Raw genomic sequence first — 19,553 nt, 5'->3', positions numbered from 1 at the left:
GACATGAACGCAGCGCTGCGATCGCGCGGCGCTTGCGGTGCGTGAATTTTCGACATTCCTGCGTGTCAGTTTCTGCAGGGCTGGTCGTTTGACCATTGTTTGCGAACGTGCAGGTCTTGCGTGGCCCAGACTTTTGGGATTGCCATCCACCAGGTCTGTCGCACATGTCCCAAACCCTCTCTGTCACAAGCACAGCCATCCCCTTGGTTCTGGGGCAGCCCGTATTGATGCCCGTCCGGCTTTCTGGCCGTGAGGGCCTGAACGGCCTGTTTGCGTACGAACTCCTTCTCAAGACCCCCGATGCGCTGAATCTGGGCGCCAGCGAAGCGGCTGATTTCGATCTCGACGGATTCATCGGGCACGAAATCACGTGTGCGATCGAGTTGGATGGGGCCGGCGAAATCCTCTCCGGCGTTGTAGGGCCCGGCAACAGCGGCATCGGTGCCGGGATTCGGCAGATCAGCGGCATCGTGACGGAGGCCGCCATGGAAGGAGAGGCGGGGCGCCATGTCGTCTATCGCTTCGTCATTCGACCCTGGCTGCACTTGGCAACGCTCAACTGCGACTGCAAGATTTATCAGGACCAGACTGTCGTAGACACGCTCGATCAGGTGTTGGGCAACTACTCGTTTCCCGTGGAAAAGCGACTGTACGAGACCTATCCGATTCGTGACTACTGCGTGCAATGGAACGAAAGCGACTTCGAGTTCTTCGAGCGTCTGTGCCAGGAGTACGGCATCAGCTACCACTTCGAGCACAGCGACGGTGCCCATCGCCTAGTCTTGTCGGATGCGATGGCCGCTTACCGGGAGTGCCCCAGTGCTGCCTACGCGAACGTCGAGTTTCATACCCCGGGCTACAAGACCGACGCCGAGTACATCCACCAATTTGCTCCATACAACCAGCTCACCAGCGGCGCCTACGTCACCCGAGACTACGACTACACGCGCAGCAAAGCTCAGCTGATCGGTCAGAACAGCGCCCCGCGCCCGACAAGCCAGGCCAATGGCGAGGTGTATCAGTACCACGCAAGTGTCGGTGGCAGTCATTTCGTGCAGCCGGAAGCTGGCGACGCGGGGCCCAATGATCCCTCCACCGAGGCACGCGCCTTCGCCCGCCTGCGCATGCAGCATCTGCGCACCCACGGCGCTCGCGCGCGTGCCACGGGCAACCTGCGGGGCATGGTGCCGGGTTGCACGTTTCGCATGCACGAGCATCCTCGAGAGAGTGTCAACGCCGAATACTTGATCCTGCAGACGGACTTCGTGATCGAGGACGTCGGGCAAGAAAGTCAAGTCAAGGACGTGGCTTCCGGCCGCTCGCAACGCTGGACGGTACAGGTCGAATTCACTGCGCATCCGATCGCAGAGGCATTGCGCCCCGCGCTTACGCGTCCCAAGCCCAAGACGGGTGGCCCGCAGAACGCAGTTGTCGTCGGCCCTGCCGGCCAGAACATCTGGACCGACGAGTACGGGCGCATCAAGGTCCAGTTTCCATGGGATCGGGACGGTCAGTTCGACCAGAACAGCTCCTGCATGGTGCGCGTGAGCGCGGCATGGGCGGGCAATCAGCTCGGCGCGATGCACGTCCCACGCATTGGCCAAGAGGTGGTCATCGAGTTCTTCGGCGGGGACCCCGACCTGCCGATTTGCACAGGTCGTGTCTACAACCAGATGAACCTGCCGCCGTTCAAGCTGCCCGATCAGGCTGCCTTGTCAGGGTTCCGCTCGCGCGAACTCGTCAGTGGTGGCGGTAACGCTTCTTCGGGGCGCAGCAACCAACTGGTTCTGGACGACACGGCCGGGAAGATCCAGACGCAACTTAAAAGCGATCATCAATCCAGTTCGTTGAGTCTCGGGTTCATCACCCGCGTTGAAGACAACGCGGGTCGCAAAGATCCGCGAGGCCAAGGCTACGAGCTGCGCACCGACGGCCATGGCGTCATGCGAGCAGCCGATGGCATGCTCATCACCACCGAGGCCCGCATGGATGCCGCAGGGTATGCCAAAGACCTGGGAGAAGCCATTTCGCGACTCACGCAGGCCCGCGATCTGATCGAAGGCCAGTCCGATGCGGCCCGCACTAGCGAAGCCCAGGTCAAAGGCGACCAGGATGCCGTGGCCAAGGCCCTCAAGAAGCAGAACGACACGATCAAGGGCAGTGGCGGAAACCCGCAAGAAGGCCAGTTTCCAGAACTGGTCGATCCTCATCTCGTGCTCGCCAGCCCGAGTGGTGTCGCCGTGACGTCGGGTGGCTCCACGCACATCGCCAGCGTCGAGCACACGCAAATTACCAGTTCCAAGCACACCAGCGTCAACAGCGGCGGCAGCCTGATCGCAGTCGCGCTGGAGGCGTTCAAGGTCTATGCCATGCAAAACGGTATGGAGGTGATTGCCGCTCAGGCCGACATCGAGATCAAGGCGCTGAAGAACTCCATCAGGATGATGGCCAAAGACAAGATCGAGCTGACCGCCGACATCATCAATATCACTGCGAAGACCCGACTGACGATCAATGGCGGTGGCAGCTACGGTGAGTACAGATCAGGAAAAATCACCAAAGGAACTACCGGAAAGTACACCAACCACGCCACTGTTCACACCAACATTCCAGGAGACTCAAGGCCCACCCGGCCCGTGAACGGTGAGGCCTGTGTCACCAAGGAGCACGCTGCAGACAACGGCGGCAACGCGGTGTCACGTTGATGGCTGACGACACCTGCAATGAAGGGGAAACGGCTCATTGCGAAGAACTGCTCGAAGCGTTGATTCAAGGCTGGGGTGCTCTGACCGTGCACTCGCCCAGGAAGTCCGGGGACGCACCCCAGGTCAAGAAAGAACCGATTCCCCAGCGTGCCTACCTGTTGTTCAACCGCTGGGAAGGCAACTCACTGGGGCAAGAACTGAGCGAGCAGTTTCCCAAATGGGCGCGCGACCGCGTCAGCGTGCCCGACAGCTACTTTGAGCACCGCAAAGAGCGCGCGCCTTGTTTGCTGGAATTGCCCGAGGAGTTGGTTGCCTCCGCCTCTGGGTTCAAAACCAGAGACTTCCGCGCATGGTTGGTGCGCTGTCTGGAAGTCACGGCGCGGGAAGTGAATGCGCGTGTCACGAAGCAAGACCTCTGCGGTGTGGTCATCAGTCCTGTGTCCGAGCAGGCGATCACCCAGCACTGGGTTGGACTGGGCGATCAACGACCGCCTTACAAAGAGGATCGCGTGCTGTTTCGTTACCACGACCCACGTGTCATGCAGCGTGTCTGGCCCAGTCTGAGCCCCTCGCAGCAAAGCCGTTGGCTTGGGCCGGTCACGCAGTGGTGGTCGCTGATGCAGCCATGGGGCCCGTTCGGCGACAAGCCCGCACCTGCTCAGTGGTTTCGTGCCAAAGCGCCAGCGCTGCATGCAGGATCGGAAGCGGGGGGATCGCCCCGCGATCTATTCGACGAAGCGCAGTGGTTCCTCTCCGGTGTCTCTCCAGACGCCAATTCGATCTGGCGCAGCTATGCCAAACACAACATACCGCCAGAGGCCCAGCCCGAACCGGACAGCTTGCTGCAAATGCTGGCCGACGCCGCGCGCATGAAGCTGAGCGATCTCGATCTTGAAGACTATGTCTGGATCAGCTGGATGCATGCCCCCAAAGAAGGCCCGGCGCGGGCCATGGATTGGCGCCTGACACATCTGGTGTCGACATTGAGCCGGATTGAAGACCGGCGACGCGATCAGCCCGATGCCAGTTTTTCGATGCTACTGAACCAAGTCATCCAGTCTCAAAAAAGGTAAGCCATGGTCTGTAGAACAGCCTGCTCACAGTGTTCCCAAACGGGAATGCCGATTCTTTTCACGCGCTACGCTGTCGCTTACAGCATCACTGAAAAAGGCGCAGCAGCACTGGAGGGTCTCAAGCCCCACGGGAACTTGAAGTCCCAGCCAGGCGGTGTTGCGCTCCAGACATCCAAGTACAACGTGCGCATGCTGCGCGCGGGCTATTTGTACATTCGCATCGAAACCGTCTGCCGGCGCCCCGCGTGGTTCGGCTATGCCGTGCATCCGCACGGGTACCTGACCCGCTTCGATATCCATCATCCGGAAGAAGCGGAAGGTCTTGCTGCTTGCAGTCCGCAGGAATGGGGGGCCAACAGAAGCCTTGTATGGATCAAGGGCGCCAAGGACGTCACGAAGCTGAACTACATGTTCCATCCGGACCCGATTGACGCCGAACACTTGAACAAGGTCATTGATAGTGATCTGGCAAAGTACACGCAAAGTTTCGATGTCGCCAGTTGGGCGAACGGTGTCAAAACGGGGGCCGACACCGCGGTGCCCAATGTTGACGAAGGCAGCTCGAGTGTGGCCGAGTTCAGGGCACTGAAAGACGAAGCCGTGCGCAATGCGCTGGAACCGCAGCTGTACGGCCTGATGGGCAGCAATGCGATAGAGCGCGAGTGGGGTGACTACGAAGAAACCAGGATCGTAGAAAACCCTGAGCACACTCACATGGGCGAGTATGTCGGGACATATTCGACCGCGGAGTTCTCCACGGTCCGTCAGTTGGATTACGCTGGTGCCCATGGGCGGCGCCTGCAGAAGGTCGCCAAATTTCTGACCGATAACGGTGGCGCCATCGTTGCATGCGAAGATGCGATTGGCATTGCGCAGGAACTGGGGCACCTGCAGGTGGAAGCGCAAACTACATATAGCCATTGGCAGGCGTCCAGTGCCATAGGGCATCACAGGGATGTGAATAACGAATGGGTATTCCAGGCGGCCATTGGGGTGCAAGGCCTGATGGAGATTGCGCAGCAAGGTGCCGTCGCGCGGGTTGACCGAGGTTTCGAAGAATCGGCGCTTGTCCATGCCCCGCTGCCGCACGATCCTCAGGAGGCGGTGAAGGAGCGCGCGCGCCGCACCGCAGCGCGTGCGGTCAATCACGCGGGCCAATTGAAGAGTGCTCAGTCAGCTGTTCATGCCGCCTTTACCCAGCTGTTCGATCAGGCTGCCGCGCGCGACATCTTGCTGGAGCAAAAGGCGCGGCAAAGACAGGCACAAGAAAAGGTGGCCGCGCTGGGGAGAGACCAGAACAACTGGGTTTTCAGTGGAACTTTGCTCAAGGCCGTTGGCCGCTTTAGCAACCAAGATGTCAAGATCAACAAACCCGGCGGCGGCGCCGCATTGAGCTTGCAACTTGCACAGTGCCTGGCTGGCATGGCAACCCATGAAGCTGGGCGCCAGGCACTGCAAACGATGAATCCGTGGGACGACAGTTTGTTATCGCGCCTGCTGTGCTTCAACAGCGTGACTCTCCGGGCGACATACAAAGACCTCGAAGATGCCAAGCCCGCCACAACCACCCCCGCGGCTGAGCCCGAAACCGCCATGGCCGACGCGTTGGCGACAAAACTCAAATTGATCGCCGGGAGACTGGCGCTGGGCGACAAGGCACTGGCCTTTATCGAGGAGGCAAAAGCGGACCATGCGCATGAGAAGCTGCGTAAGGCAGCTTGGGTCGGCCATGTGTTCTCGTTGCTCTCTACCCGTGCCATGACCGGTATCAACGAACTGCCGACGTCGAAATTGGAAGCCCGGCTGGTACAGCACCTTGCCTTGGCCGGAATGAGCACCATGGGAAGTACCGTGCAAAAGGCGGTGGAAAGACTTCAAAGCGATGTGGCCGAGAACGCCAAGCGTCTCGCGCTACGGGCCAAGAAGCTGGAGTCTGTTGCCAACCCGGCCGCGCGCGCGGGCAAGGCTGCGGCGTTGGAACGCGCGCGCGGCGCCGCACCCCACACACGCGCGGCGATGCTGGGTGCCTTGATGGACCTGGGCAGTGCCGTCATCAAGGGTAACCAGTTCGGCACCAAGCTCGATGGGCGCAGCGCCTTCGATCTCACGGGTCAATTGCTGCAAGGCATCGGCAGCCTGTATGACTGGCGCGCCAAGGTATATGAAGAAACGATCTTCAAGGGAGTGAAGGCGCACGACGTCTACAAATACAAGGCGCTGAGGGACGGGCTTGACAACATTAATGCGTTGCATCTCAAGAGCTTGCGCCTGACGGCATTCAAATTTTTTGGCGCCGGCGGCGGCTATTTCGGCGGTGCTGGACGGGATGGACGCTTGGAAGTCTGCTCAACGTCAACAAAGAGGTTTGGCAATTGCGCAGGCAGCGAGCGCCGTTGGAACCATCTTCACTATTGCTGGCACTGGCGCTGGCGTCTTCGCGGCGGGGGTTGGGGTCGGCGCGGTGCTGTGGAGTGCAGTTGCGGTGACGTTGAGCCTGGTGGGGGCCTTCTTGGCCATTGGCGGTGCGATCTTCGTTGTGGGCTTAAGCGAGGAAAAGTGGATCACTTGGTTGCTAGACATTCCACTGAATAAAAAGCGGAGGGGGCAGAAGCCAATACACGAAAACGTACGAGAGATGTTGCAAGAGTTGGCGAATGCCCAGAACGAGATTAAAGCCAATTGAGAAAGTCCTTCAATGTTTATCCGCGAAGAAGGCTATGCCCGTCTGCAAAAATTTTCTACTAAAAAGAGCCGTGAACACATCAATCTGGATGGTCAAACGCAATGGTCAACGAGACGCTCAGGTGCGCGGGGAGTCACGATGCCCAACGGTGGCGCGTTTGCGCAGAACGAGGCCTATCTGGAATTGTGCAATCCAGGATGGAGTCTGCAGTGGCGCGCGGGCATAGGGAATATCTATGTGATCTTGCCGGCGTTGTTTGTTATTTGGGCTTGGTACGGGTTTGCGTTACACCCTCTACTCTTTGGAAAGATCATCTTCTTTTGGCCCACCATCGCCTACGGAGCCGATGATTGGCCCTATCTTGTTTTTGGCTGGCTCCTGCTTTTTCCCCTAGCCCTGGCCTCCGCCTTCTTGATCTACATGTGGTTTGCCAGGATGGGCATGCGCACATGCTTTTTCACGTTCGCGCGGGGCCGTATTCGCTTCAATCGACTCACTCGAAAGGTGTACGTGTTGCGTCCTGGGTACTGTGGAGGCAATGCGGTGTTTGAATGGGAGCGACTGGTCGCCCTGTTTGACCCTCAAAGCACTAATCGCTGGGACAAGCAGGACGTTGCGATGCTGGCCTTGTACCATCCGCCATTCGGTGCCGACGACCCAGTGGCCCTAGGTGAAGATTGCCTGTTCGTGGGGCCCGCTGTTCCCGGTCCCGAAGGTGCGTCGCACCTGTGGGAATACATCCGACAGTACATGGAGACAGGCCCGACCATCGACCGAATTCCACTCGATGCGCCGGCTAACTTCAAAGGCATCGCGCGGTATCTTCATCCAGACTACACCACCTATTGCGGCCTGCCCGACGGCCGTCAGTACAAGCTGGAATGCAGGCCCGGTTTCATGGAAACTTTCTTTCACATGAGCAGCCAGATCACCTGTAGCTGGCCGCGCTTTCCCAAAGAGTGGCAAAGTGATAGTGGCATGGGTGAACCTGAAGACAGGCCGGTGCAAACAGGGGCTGTGATGACGGCGTTGGTCTACCGAGCACAGGGACGATTGAGCAGGGAGGATGAGGTTGAACTGCTCAGGCACTACGGCACAGCCGAGGCGTTGGCAGAAGCTGAAGCGAAGGGTGGCTGACGATCGTCGACGCGTGGCGCAAAAAAAAGACCCATAAAAAGGAAGTAAAAAATGAATGCAGAAGGTCTTGAATGCCACCGGTTCCTAGATCGCAGTGCAATGCCAAGCGCCGGGGAGAAAAGGACGCCTCGCTCTTCACGAAACTCTGAGGTCTTCGCCCCCCGCACTTGTGATCGGCGAAACTTTCTCGGCCGCGTGAAAAGAAAACTACGACGGAGTTTTGGTCGAAGTTCGGATCGATGGACTCCTGACGGTGGTCGACATTTTTCTCCGTCCAACGAGTGAGAACTCTCATGTCCCTTCGCGAAGATTTCAGACGCGCCACTTACGACCACTTCGAGCAACTTGCTCAGTGTCTTGTCGTGCGGAGCGCTCCCAAACCACAGTCTCAGCCTCTTTTGAAAAGTCAGCAGAGCCTTGCACGCGGCTCCCCGCAGCCCGATCGCTTGGTCGCCATTCAAGCTGCTCGTATCCCTTTACTCGAAGCTTCTCGCCCGCTGTTGCTTGCTATGGCTCATATGCCGTGGCAGCTTGATCCGGAGCACGCCAGCGCCTTGCACAGCGATCTGATGAGCCAAGTGACCAGCTTCCAGTCGGTGTGCGCGGATGGCCTGATTCGTCAGGAGTACATCGCTGGCGCGAGCTACACACTCTGCACAGCGCTGGATGAGGCGGCAGGTTTGGCCGCCCGGTCGATGGACGCCATGGCGGGCGTCAACCTATGGGCCGAACGACAACTGGCGGTTCAATTTCATGGCGATGCCCGGGGCGGAGAAAACGTCTTCAAACTCATGGCGGCCCTGATCAAGAACCCAGCCGAGCACATTGACCTGCTGGAACTCCTGTTGATCGTCATCGCACTCGGGTTCAAAGGCCTGTACCGCAAGGCTATCAACGGCAAGCGCGTACTCGATGACATCCGCCACACGCTCTTTTCAACCGTGCGTTCGTGCCGAGGCGACGATGTGCCGGTGGCGCATTGGAATGTAATCGAAAGCCTGCTGTGGGGGCGCGTGCCGCCAGGCAAGCTTGCAGGCACAGTGCAGGAGTTGTTTCAATGAGCGCCAATCAGATCATCAAAGACCACGACAAGTGGCGCAAAGGCGCGGGCGGCGCGCAAGCAGGCCTGTCTGGAGAGAGCGATGGCGACAGTTATTCGGGGCTCGATCTCGACTTCATCACCATCACGTCGACCTGCTTCAACGGCAGCAGCTTCGCGTCCACCACCTTCAAGGACGCGAGCTGGTCGTCAAGCCAGTTCACGGGGGTTCGCTTCACCGACTGCAACATGGAAAACCTGGGCATCACGGGGTGCACTTTCACCAATTGCACCTTCAGCAACTGCGACATGCAGAGCTTGAAGATGACAGGGTGCGATCTCCAAAGCTGCAACTACGACAAATGCATGATGAAGGACTCGCAGATGTCGGATTGCACCGGTGGTGGCGGCGGGAGCATGAGCGACTGTGACATGAGCGGAGCGGGCATGTCGGGTTGCACCTTCACGGGTGCAACGCTGACGGGGGCTGTGTACTCCGGTACTCAGTGGGCAGGATGCAAGTTCCAAGGCTGTACTTGGAAGAATCTGGGCTTCATCAACTGCCAGTGGACCGGGGTAGACATTCTTGACTGCCATTGCGATGGCATCCAGGGCGAGGGAGTCAAGGGGGAGAAAGTCGTCTATTACGGCAGCTTCTTCGAGAACTCGGAGTTCAGGAACAGCAACATCAACACCGCATAGGCAGGCCGTACGCGACAACAACCACAACGCCGCGCCTTTTCCCGTACAGCGGGAGTACCGGCGCGGCGTTTTGCTTTCGACCAGCGCTGTCCAGAGCCGCCCGACATGCGCAGGGTTTTGGGGCGTTTGGCTGCCTCTCCCCGCGCAAGCACCATCCGCAATCAGGTTCGTCCGATCCGACGATACCGTCAGGCCCTCCCAGGTCACACACTTGCCGGGTGTGAACCCTGTGAGACAACACCATGGCCTGGACCCTCAGCGCGGCGGAGACCGCGTTTCGCGACGAGGTTCGCGACTTTCTCGCGCGCGAGCTGACGCCTGAGCTGCGCGCCGCAGGGCGTCGCTGCTCCGGCATCTTCACCGACTACGCCGACGGCAACCGCTGGCACCGCGTGCTGGCCCAACGGGGCTGGAGCGTGCCGCACTGGCCGGTGGAACACGGCGGCACCGGCTGGACGCCGATGCAGCACTACCTCTTCGCGAGCGAGCTGGCCGCGGCCGACGCACCGCCGCGCGCGCCCATGGGCCCCGGCATGGTGGCGCCGGTGATCATCGCCTTCGGCACCGAGGCGCAGAAGCAGGCCTGGCTGCCCGGCATCCGTTCGGGCGAGGACTATTGGTGCCAGGGCTACTCCGAGCCGCAGTCGGGCTCCGACCTGGCCTCGCTGCAATGCAAGGCGGTGCGTGACGGCGACGACTACGTCATCAACGGCACCAAGATCTGGACCACCCACGCGCAGTACGCCAACCGCATGTTCTGCCTCGTGCGCACCGCCTCGGGCGGCAAGGCGCAGCAGGGCATCAGCTTCCTGTGCTTCGACATCCCCCAGGCCGGCCTGACGATCCGCCCGATCATCAGCATCTCGGGCGACCACGAGCTCAACCAGGTGTTCTTCGACGACGTGCGCGTGCCCGCCAGCGGCCTCATCGGCGAAGAGAACCAGGGCTGGACGGTGGCCAAGTACCTGCTGCAACACGAGCGCGGTGGGGCCTGGGCGCCGATGCTGCGCGCGCGCCTGCGCCGGCTGCGCGCCGCGGCCGACAGCGCCTTCGCCGCCGCGAGCGAGTCCGCCGCCGACGAGGCGCGCGAGATGGCGCTGCGCCTGGCCGAGATGGACTGCGCCATCGATGCGGTCGAAGCCACCGAGCTGCAGTCGCTGCGCGCCCAGGCCCGCGGCGAGCCGCACGGCATCCGGCCCTCGATGGGCAAGGTGATGGGCTCCGAGCTGCGCCAGCGCCTGACCGAACTCGGCGTGGAAATTGCCGCGCACTACGCGGCGGCCGACCTGCCGCTGGACGACGGCCTGCAGGGCGCGCTCGCCGTGCCCGAGGAGGCGGTGTTCTCGATGTCCGCCTACCTCAACGACCGCGCCGCGTCGATCTACGCCGGCTCCAACGAAGTGCAGCGCAACATCATCGCGGCGCAGTTGCTGCAATCACGCTGAGGCCCCGTTCTCCATGACCACCCTCACCGACCAAGACGACACCCTCGCGATGCTGCGCGACAGCCTCGCGCGCTACCTCGACGACCAGCACGGCTTCGAACAGCGGCTTCATGCGCTGGCCGCCGCCGACGATGCACCGCCGCCGTTCTGGCAAGGCCTGGCAAGTGACCTCGGCTTGCTGGGCGCGGCCCTGCCCGAATCGCAGGGCGGGCTGGGCCTCGGCCTGGCCGCGCACCTTGCGCTGATGCCCACGCTGGGGGGCGCGCTCGCGGCCGAGCCGTATCTTTCGACGCTGGTGATCGGCGCCGGCCTGCTGCAGCGCCACCCGGGCGCGCAGGCCGATGCGCTGCTCGCGCGCGTCGTCGCCGGGCAGGCCGTGCTGGCCTTCGCGCACGACGAGCCGCACAGCCGCCATGCACGCGACGACGTGCGCACGACGCTCGTGCGCGAGGCCGACGGCCGGCTGAAGCTCGACGGCCGCAAGGCCGTGGTGCAGGCCGCGCCGTGGGCCAGCCACTTCATCGTCACGGCGCGCAGCGACAAGGGCTTGTCGTTGCTGGTCGTGCCCAAGGACACGCCCGGCGTGCAGCTGCGTGCCTACCGCACGCGCGACGGCGGCCGCGCGGCCGACATCGCCTTCGACGCGGTGCGCCTGAACGCCGATGCGTTGCTCGGCGAGGAAGGCGCAGCGTTGCCGCAGATCGAGCAGGCGCTCGACGAAGCCACGCTCGCGGTCTGCGCCGAGTCCATCGGCATCCTGCGCCGGCTGATGCGCGACACGCTCGACTACGTGCGCCAGCGCAAGCAGTTCGGCGTGCCGATCTCCAGCTTCCAGGTGCTGCAGCACCGGCTCGCCGACATGCACATGGCGCTCGAGCAGGCCGACGCGCTCACCGCCAGCGTGGGCGAGGCACTGGCCGCAGGCGCCGACGCGGCCTCGCGCGCCCGCGCCGTGTCCTCCGCCAAGGTCGCGGTCGCCAAGGCCTGCCGCGCCGTGGGGCAGGGCGCGGTGCAGCTGCACGGCGGCATGGGCATGACCGAGGAGCTCGCTGTCGGCCACTACGTGCGCCGCGCCACCCTCATCGAAGGCCAGTTCGGCCCGCCCGCGTGGCACCTGCGCCGCGTGGCGCAGCTGCAGCAACAACAAACCCTCTCACAGCACTAACCCCATGACAGCACTGGACGACCGCACGCCGGTCATCGTCGGCGTCGGCGAGATCACACACCGCACCAAGGAGGCCGCCGAGGGCCTCGAACCCATCGAGCTGATGGCGCGCGCCATGCGCGCGGCCGCACAGGACAGCGGCGCCGCCGCGCTGCTGGCCGGCCTCGATTCGCTCGACGTCGTCTGCGAGTACTCGTGGCCCTACACCGACGCGCCCGCGCTGCTCAACGCGCGGCTGGGCTGCAGCCCGGCGCGCAGCGTCTACGGCGTCACCGGGGGCGAAGCGCCGGTGCGCTACATCCACGAAGCCGCGCTGCGCATCGCGCGCGGCGAGAGCAAAGTGGCCGCCATCACCGGCGCCGAGGCGCGCTACACGGTGGACGCCGCCGCCAAGCTCGGCATCGCGCTCGACTGGACCCCGCGCGACGACAGCGTGAAGCTGGTGCGCGGCACCGACATCTGCCACCCCGTGGCGATCCAGCTCGGCGCGGCCATGCCGACCACCATCTACCCGTTCTACGAGAACGCCGCGCTCGCCCACTGGGGCCAGACGCCGCGCCAGGCGCAGGACGAGTCGTCGCGCCTGTGGGCGCGCTACTCCGAGGTGGCCGCCGCCAACCCCTACGCCTGGCTGCGCAAGCCCTTCACGCCCGAGGACATCGCGCGCGTCGACGCGGCCAACCGCCTCATCGCCTGGCCCTACACCAAGCACATGGTGGCCAATCCGCTGGTCAACATGGGCGCGGCCGTGCTGCTCACCAGCGTGGGCCATGCGCGCGAACTCGGCATTCCCGAAGACCGCTGGGTCTACGTGTGGGACGGCGCCGCCGCACGCGAGCCGCGCGACTACCTGCAGCGCGACCAGTACCACCGCTCGCACGCGCAGGACCTGGTGATGGAAACCGTGCTCGCGCAAGTCGGCGGCGACGCCTCGGCCTTCGAGATGCTGGAGCTGTACAGCTGCTTCCCCATCGTGCCCAAGATGGCGCGCCGCACGCTGGGCCTCGCACCCGAGGCGCGCATGACCTCCACCGGCGGCCTGAGCTTCTTCGGCGCGCCGCTCAACGACTACATGACCCACGCCGCCGCCGGCCTGGTGCGCGCGCTGCGCGCCGCGCCGAAGGGCAAGGCCGCGCTGCTCTACGGGCAGGGCGAGTACGTCACCAAGCACCACGCGCTGGTGCTGGGCTCCAGCCCGCCGCCGCAAGGGCTTCCGAAGCCCGACTACGACGTGCAGGCTGCCGCCGATGCGCGGCGCGGCCCGGTGCCGCCGCTGGTGCTGCAGTACGCGGGCGCCGCCACGCTGGAGACCTTCACCGTGGTCTACGGGCGCGACGGCCAGCCCTCGCAGGGCATCGTGATCGCGCGCACGCCGGCCGGCGAACGGCTCATGGCGCGCGTCGAGGCCACGGATGCGGCTTCGCTGAAGGTGCTGACCGACCTGGACCGCAGCCCTGTCGGCTGCGGCGGCACGGTGACGGCCGGTGCGGACGATCTTCTGAACTGGAGCGTGTCATGAGCGCAGTCACCGTCGAGCGTCTGCCGGGCCATGTCGCCCTCGTCACCATCGACCGCCCCGAGGCACGCAACGCCGTCAACGGCGACGTGGCGACGGGGCTCGAAGCCGCCGTCGATGCCACCGAGGCCGACGACGACATCCGCGCCGTGGTGCTCACCGGCGCCGGCCGCGAGGCCTTCTGCGCGGGCGCCGACCTGAAGGAAGTGTCAGCCGGGCGCGGCAGCGCGCTGCGCACCGAGCGCGGCGGCTTCGCGGGCTTCGTGTACCGCGAGCGCAGCAAGCCGTGGATCGCCGCCGTCAACGGCAAGGCGCTGGCCGGCGGCACCGAGCTCGTGCTGGCCTGCGACCTCGTCGTGGCCGTGCGGCAGGCCGCCTTCGGGCTGCCCGAGGTGCTGCGCGGGCTGATCGCCGCGGCGGGCGGGCTGTACCGGCTGCCGCGCGCCATTCCGCCGAACATCGCGCTCGAACTGATCCTCACGGCGGGGCAGCTCGATGCCGAGCGCGCGCACGGCTTCGGCCTGGTCAACCGCCTCGTGGCTGACGTCGAGGGGCTGCGCGAGGCGGCGCTGGCGCTGGCCGCCGAGATCGCACGCAACGGTCCGGTGGCGGTGCGCCAGAGCCTGCGCGTGGCGCGCGAGGCGAACAGCGGGCTCGACGAAGCCGCGCTGCGCGCCCTCACGCGCGACGCCTTCGAGCGCGTGGCCGCGAGCGAAGACTTCAAGGAAGGCCCGCGTGCCTTCATCGAAAAGCGCGCGCCGCGCTGGACCGGGCGCTGAACGCCGAGAAAGAGACAGCCATGCCCGACAGCGAAGCAGACGACATCCTCATCGACCGCAGCCGCGCCGGCATCGCACTGCTCACGCTGAACCGCCCGGCGCGCCTCAACGCACTGAGCCAGCCCACCGTGCGGCGCCTGTGTGCAGCGCTCGACGCATTGGCACAAGACGCCAGCGTGCGCGTGCTGGTGCTCACCGGCGCCGGGCGTGGCTTCTGCGCCGGCTGGGACCTCACGACGCCGCTCACGCGACGCGACGACCAGCCGCTCGACGACGAGCCCTCGGTGGCCGACCTGATGGCGGGGCAGGAGCTGTTCGCCGGCATGGTGCGGCGGCTGCGCGCGCTCGACAAGGTGGTGATCGCCGCCGTCAACGGCGTGGCCGTGGGCGCGGGCTTTGCGCTCACGCTGGGCGCCGACATCCGCGTGGCCGCGCGCTCCGCGTCGTTCCATGTGGGCGCGGTGCGCATCGGCCTCACGGCCGGCGAGTGCGGCATCAGCTACCACCTGCCGCGGCTGGTGGGCGCCTCGCGCGCCTTCGAACTCATGCTCACGGGCCGCCCCGTGCCGGCCGACGAGGCCGAGCGCATCGGCCTGGTCGCCGCGCTGGTGGACGACGAGGCCCTGCTGCCGCGCGCGCTCGCCCTGGCCGCCGACGTGCTGCGCAACAGCCCCTACGCCACGCGCCACACCAAGCAGCTCATGTGGACCAACCTCGAAGCGCCGAGCCTCGACGCCGCGCTCGAGGTCGAGAACCGCGCCCAAGTGCTGGCGCTGAAAACCGAGGATTTCCGCGAGGCCGCCGCCGCCTTCGCGGCCAAGCGCGCGCCCGTCTTCACGGGGCGCTGAACCGTCTTTCCGCGCTTTCGTCGCTTCCGACGATGCGACGCCGGCGCCCGCGCGCCAAGATGCCTTCACACAACAGGCCGCCGGGTGCGCGCCAGAGGAGACACACATGGCAGGACCCCTGAAAGGACTTCGGGTCGTCGAGATGGCCGGCATCGGCCCCGGCCCCTTTTGCGCGATGCTGTTCGCCGACATGGGCGCGGAGGTGCTGCGCATCACGCGCCCCGGCACGCGGCGCGACCCCCACGACATCCTGGCGCGCGGGCGCAGCACCTGGGAGGTCGACCTGCGCGCCCCCGACGCCGCCGCGCCGGTGCTCGACGCCATCGCGCGCGCCGACATCCTCATCGAGGGCTTTCGCCCCGGCGTGATGGAACGCCTGGGCCTGGGCCCGGCCGAATGCCTTGCGCGCAACCCGCGCCTGGTCTACGGCCGCATGACGGGCTGGGGCCAGCACGGCCCGCTGGCGCACGCGGCCGGCCACGACATCAACTACATCGCCATCAGCGGCGCGCTGCACGCCATCGGCCGCTCGGGCGAGGCGCCCGTGCCGCCGCTGAACTACGTGGGCGACTTCGGCGGCGGCGCCATGCTGCTGGCCTTCGGCCTGCTGGCCGCGCTGCACGAGGTCAAGGCCTCGGGCCAGGGCCAGGTGGTCGACGCCGCCATGACCGACGGCGCCGCCCTGCTGTCGGCCATGATGTACGGCTTCAAGTCGGCCGGCCAGTGGAGCAACCAGCGCGGCGAGAACCTGCTCGACGGCGGCGCCCACTTCTACGACACCTACGCCTGCGCCGACGGCAAGTACGTGGCCATCGGTTCCATCGAGCCGCAGTTCTACGCCCTGCTGCGCGAGCGCTGCGGCCTGGTCGACGACCCCGCCTTCGATGCCCAGATGGACGCCGACCGCTGGCCGCTGCTCAAGCTGCGCCTGGCCGACGTGTTCCGCACCCGCACGCGCGACGAGTGGTGCGTGCTGCTCGAAGGCAGCGACGCCTGCTTCGCGCCCGTGCTCGACTGGGACGAGGCCCCGCAGCACCCGCACAACGTGGCGCGCGGCACCTTCGCCACCGTGGGCGGCGTGGTGCAGCCCGCGCCCGCGCCGCGCTTCAGCCGCACCGCGCCGGTCGTGCCACCGGCCGTGTCGCCCGACGACGGGCCCGCGCTGCTGAAGCGCTGGGGCGCGGCAGCGCCCGTGGCCGAAGCACGCTGACGTCCTTGTTTTCCGGGCATGCGCGTTCGCGCATGCATGGCATTTCCGCACCGCACCGACAGGAGCCTTGTCCATGCCCACCACGCCACCGCCGCTGTACCTCACGCAGGCCCTGCACCGCGCCATGCAGTGCAGCCCGCGCGCCGTCGCCACCGTGTTCCAGGGCCGCACGCGCACGTACGGCGAACTCGGCGAGCGTGTCGCGCGCCTGGCGGGCGGGTTGCGCCGACTGGGCGTGCAGCCCGGCGACCGCGTGGGCGTGCTCGCGCTCAACGCCGACCGCACGCTGGAGTACTACCTGGCCGTGTGGTGGGCCGGCGGCGTGGTCAACCCGGTCAACACGCGCTGGAGCGTGGCCGAGATGGCGCACTCGCTCGACGACTGCGCGACGCACATCCTGTTCGTGGACGACCAGTTCCTGGCGACGGCGGACGAACTGCGCGCCGCCGCGCGCGCCGTCACCACCTGGGTCTACATGGGCGAGCGCCAGGCGCCCACGGGCATGACCGATGGCGAAGCGCTGGTCCGCGAGAGCGAGCCCGTGCCCGACGCGCTGCGCGGCGGCGACGACCTGGCCGGCGTGTTCTACACCGGCGGCACCACCGGCCGGCCCAAGGGCGTGATGCTCAGCCACGCGGCGCTGGTGATCAACGCGCAGGTGTCGATGCTCGGCGCCTTCTTCGACGACAGCGCGCGGCTGCTGCAGGTGGCGCCGCTCTTTCACCTGGCGGGGCTGTCGTTCTTGCTGCGCGGCGTGCTCATGGGCTGCGCGCAGATCATCCTGCCGGGCTTCTCGGTGGACGGCATGCTCGCCGCCATCGAGCGCGACCGCGCCACCAACCTCATGGCCGTGCCCGCCATGCTGCAGATGCTGGTGGACGACCCGCGCACCGCGCAGGCCGACCTGTCGAGCGTGCGCTTCGTGGGCTACGGCGCCTCGCCCATCACCGAGGCGCTGCTGGAGCGCGCCTTCGCCACCTTCCCGCAGGCCGAGTTCGCGCAGGGCTACGGCATGACCGAGCTGTCGGCCGGCGTGAGCTACCTCACGCGCCACTACCACTCGCCCGAAGGCCGCAAGCTCGGCAAGCTGGCCTCGGCCGGGCAGGCGCTCTCGGGCATCGACCTGCGCGTGTGCGACGGCGACGGCCACGAGGTGCCGCGTGGCACCGTCGGCGAACTCACGGTGCGCAGCCCGTGCGTGATGCAGGGCTACTGGAACCTGCCCGAACAAACCGCGGCCGCATTGCGCGACGGCTGGATGCATACCGGCGACGCTGCCCGCATGGACGACGACGGCTTCGTCTTCATCGTCGACCGCTACAAGGACATGATCGTGAGCGGCGGCGAGAACATCTACTGCGCCGAGGTCGAGGGCGCCCTCGCGCGCCACCCCGCCGTGGCCGCCGCCGCCGTCATCGGCGTGCCCGACGAGCGCTGGGGCGAGGCCGTGCATGCGGTGGTGGTGCGCAAGCCCAACACCGATGTCGAGGCCGATGCCGAGGCGCTCATCGCCCACTGCCGCGCACTGATCGCTGGCTACAAGTGCCCGCGCAGCGTGGCGTTCGTCGACGCGCTGCCGATCTCGGGCGCCGGCAAGGTCATGAAGTACCGCCTGCGCGAGCCGCACTGGGCCGGACGCGCGCGCAAGGTTGCCTGAAGACAATCACCAAGGAGACGACACCCATGTTCCTCACCCAGCCCCTGCACAAGGGCCGCCGCGAGAAGGCCCGCGAAACCGCCGTGGTCTGCGGCGCCCATCGCCTCGACTTCGCGACCCTCACCGACCGCGTGGCGCGCCTGGGCGCCGTGCTGCAGCAGCTCGGCATGGCGCGCGGCGACCGCGTCGGCATGATGAGCCTGAACTCGCACCGCTTCGTCGAGTTCTTCTTCGGCACCTGGTGGGGCGGCGGCGTCATCAACCCGGTGAACATCCGCTGGAACCCGAAGGAGGTCGCCTACTCGCTGGACGACTGCGACACGCGCATCCTGCTGGTCGACGACCTGTTCGCGCCCATGGCCGGCGAGCTGCGCAAGCTTTCGACGTCGCTGCGCACCGTGGTGTACTGCGGCGACGGCCCCGTGCCCGAGGGCATGGTCGGCTACGAGGCGCTGCTGGCCGACGCGCAGCCCATCGACGACGCGCCGCACAGCGCCGACGAGCTGGCCGCCATCATGTACACCGGCGGCACCACCGGCCGGCCCAAGGGCGTGATGCTCACGCACGGCAGCCTCTACATCAACGCGCTGAGCTCGGTGGCCGCGGTGCCGCGCGAGACGCGCAACGCCGCCGTGGTCATCGCCGTGCCCATGTTCCACGTGGCCGGTTGCGGGCTCTCGCTGCAGAGCATCCTGCGGCTGGTGCCGCAGCACGTGGTGCCGATGTTCGACGAGGTGGCGATCCTGCAGGCCATCCAGGCCGCGCGCGCCACCGAGATGTTCCTCGTGCCCACCATGATCAAGCGCGTGATCGAGCATCCGCGCTTTGCCGAGTTCGACCTGTCGAGCCTGCAGATGCTGCTGTACGGCGCCGCGCCCATCGACGTGGCGCTGCTCGAGCAGGCCATGGCCGCGCTGCCGGTCACGAGCTTCTCGCAGGCCTACGGCATGACCGAGCTGTCGCCCACCGTGGCCGTGCTGATGCCGCACTTCCACCTGCCCGGCCCCGACCGCAACCGCCTGCTGCGCGCGGCCGGCACGCCGGTGCCCGTGGCCGAGATCCGCATCGTCGACGGCGAGGACAACGAGCTGCCCCCCGGCCAGGTCGGCGAGATCGTCGCGCGCGGCCCGATGGTCATGAAGGGTTACTGGAACAAGCCCGCCGAGACCGAGGCGGCGCTGCGCGGCGGCTGGATGCACACCGGCGACGGCGGCTACATGGACGAACACGGCCTGCTGTTCGTGGTCGACCGCATGAAGGACATGATCGTGAGCGGCGGCGAGAACGTGTACTCGGCCGAGGTCGAGAACGCCATCGCCCAGATGCCGCAGGTGCTGATGTCCGCCGTCATCGGCGTGCCCGACGACAAGTGGGGCGAGCGCGTGCATGCCGTGATCGTGCTGCGCGAAGGCATGCCGCTCACGGCCGACGACGTCATCGCGCATTGCCGCGACCAGATCGCCAACTACAAGTGCCCGCGCAGCGTGGAGTTCCGCGATGCGCTGCCGCTGTCGGTGGCCGGCAAGCTGCAGAAATTCCAATTGCGCGAACCCTTCTGGGCGGGCAAGGAACGTCGCGTCGGCTGACCCCATTC

14 protein-coding genes are annotated in these 19,553 nt (G+C 65.8%); all 14 read left to right on the top strand.

Annotation, left to right across the window (positions count from 1 at the left end):
* The first annotated feature begins 164 nt into the window (after window positions 1-164).
* The 14 genes from AC1RAA_RS18605 (at window position 165) to AC1RAA_RS18540 (ending at window position 19,545) form a co-directional block, all read left to right on the top strand.
* The gene (locus tag AC1RAA_RS18605) at window positions 165-2,705 is read left to right on the top strand and encodes a type VI secretion system Vgr family protein (protein WP_492730754.1); all 2,541 of its coding nucleotides are present in this window, start codon (window positions 165-167) and stop codon (window positions 2,703-2,705) included.
* The gene (locus tag AC1RAA_RS18600) at window positions 2,705-3,778 is read left to right on the top strand and encodes a DUF4123 domain-containing protein (RefSeq protein WP_492730756.1); all 1,074 of its coding nucleotides are present in this window, start codon (window positions 2,705-2,707) and stop codon (window positions 3,776-3,778) included. The genes AC1RAA_RS18605 and AC1RAA_RS18600 overlap by 1 nt, the downstream gene beginning before the upstream one ends.
* A 3-nt stretch (window positions 3,779-3,781) precedes the next feature.
* Entirely contained in the window at window positions 3,782-6,370 is a 2,589-nt protein-coding gene (locus tag AC1RAA_RS18595) for a T6SS effector BTH_I2691 family protein (protein WP_492730758.1), read from the top strand.
* 103 nt (window positions 6,371-6,473) lie between these two features.
* Window positions 6,474-7,598 (top strand): hypothetical protein, encoded by a 1,125-nt coding sequence (locus AC1RAA_RS18590; RefSeq protein ID WP_492730760.1) that lies wholly within the window; start codon window positions 6,474-6,476, stop codon window positions 7,596-7,598.
* 293 nt (window positions 7,599-7,891) lie between these two features.
* A complete protein-coding gene (gene icmH / locus AC1RAA_RS18585; protein ID WP_492730762.1) occupies window positions 7,892-8,659 on the top strand; it encodes a type IVB secretion system protein IcmH/DotU in 768 nt (255 codons plus the stop codon).
* Window positions 8,656-9,339, top strand: a complete 684-nt coding sequence (locus AC1RAA_RS18580; protein ID WP_492730764.1) for a pentapeptide repeat-containing protein — start codon at window positions 8,656-8,658, stop codon at window positions 9,337-9,339. The genes icmH and AC1RAA_RS18580 overlap by 4 nt, the downstream gene beginning before the upstream one ends.
* 242 nt (window positions 9,340-9,581) lie before the next feature.
* Complete coding sequence (locus AC1RAA_RS18575; RefSeq protein ID WP_487850246.1) at window positions 9,582-10,784, top strand: acyl-CoA dehydrogenase family protein; 1,203 nt, start codon at window positions 9,582-9,584, stop codon at window positions 10,782-10,784.
* 13 nt (window positions 10,785-10,797) lie between these two features.
* Window positions 10,798-11,949 carry an acyl-CoA dehydrogenase family protein gene (locus AC1RAA_RS18570; protein ID WP_492730765.1) on the top strand — a complete coding sequence of 384 codons (1,152 nt, stop codon included), beginning with the start codon at window positions 10,798-10,800 and terminating at the stop codon, window positions 11,947-11,949.
* A 4-nt stretch (window positions 11,950-11,953) separates the two neighbouring features.
* Window positions 11,954-13,468, top strand: a complete 1,515-nt coding sequence (locus AC1RAA_RS18565; RefSeq protein ID WP_492730766.1) for an acetyl-CoA acetyltransferase — start codon at window positions 11,954-11,956, stop codon at window positions 13,466-13,468.
* A complete protein-coding gene (locus AC1RAA_RS18560) occupies window positions 13,465-14,244 on the top strand; it encodes an enoyl-CoA hydratase-related protein (protein ID WP_492730768.1) in 780 nt (259 codons plus the stop codon). The genes AC1RAA_RS18565 and AC1RAA_RS18560 overlap by 4 nt, the downstream gene beginning before the upstream one ends.
* Window positions 14,245-14,264: 20 nt before the next feature.
* Window positions 14,265-15,092, top strand: a complete 828-nt coding sequence (locus AC1RAA_RS18555) for an enoyl-CoA hydratase/isomerase family protein (RefSeq protein WP_492730769.1) — start codon at window positions 14,265-14,267, stop codon at window positions 15,090-15,092.
* A gap of 106 nt (window positions 15,093-15,198) precedes the next feature.
* Window positions 15,199-16,302, top strand: coding sequence for a CaiB/BaiF CoA transferase family protein (locus tag AC1RAA_RS18550; protein WP_447747253.1), 1,104 nt, complete (start codon window positions 15,199-15,201; stop codon window positions 16,300-16,302).
* A gap of 73 nt (window positions 16,303-16,375) precedes the next feature.
* Complete coding sequence (locus AC1RAA_RS18545) at window positions 16,376-17,959, top strand: long-chain-fatty-acid--CoA ligase (RefSeq protein ID WP_492730770.1); 1,584 nt, start codon at window positions 16,376-16,378, stop codon at window positions 17,957-17,959.
* Window positions 17,960-17,985: 26 nt separating this feature from the next.
* Entirely contained in the window at window positions 17,986-19,545 is a 1,560-nt protein-coding gene (locus AC1RAA_RS18540) for a long-chain-fatty-acid--CoA ligase (RefSeq protein WP_492730771.1), read from the top strand.
* The last annotated feature ends 8 nt before the right edge of the window (window positions 19,546-19,553 follow it).

Source organism: Variovorax sp. GW823-FHT04F07, assembly GCF_058795995.1.
Note: the sequence above shows the minus strand (reverse complement) of the source record. Positions and strands in the feature narration are given on the sequence as shown.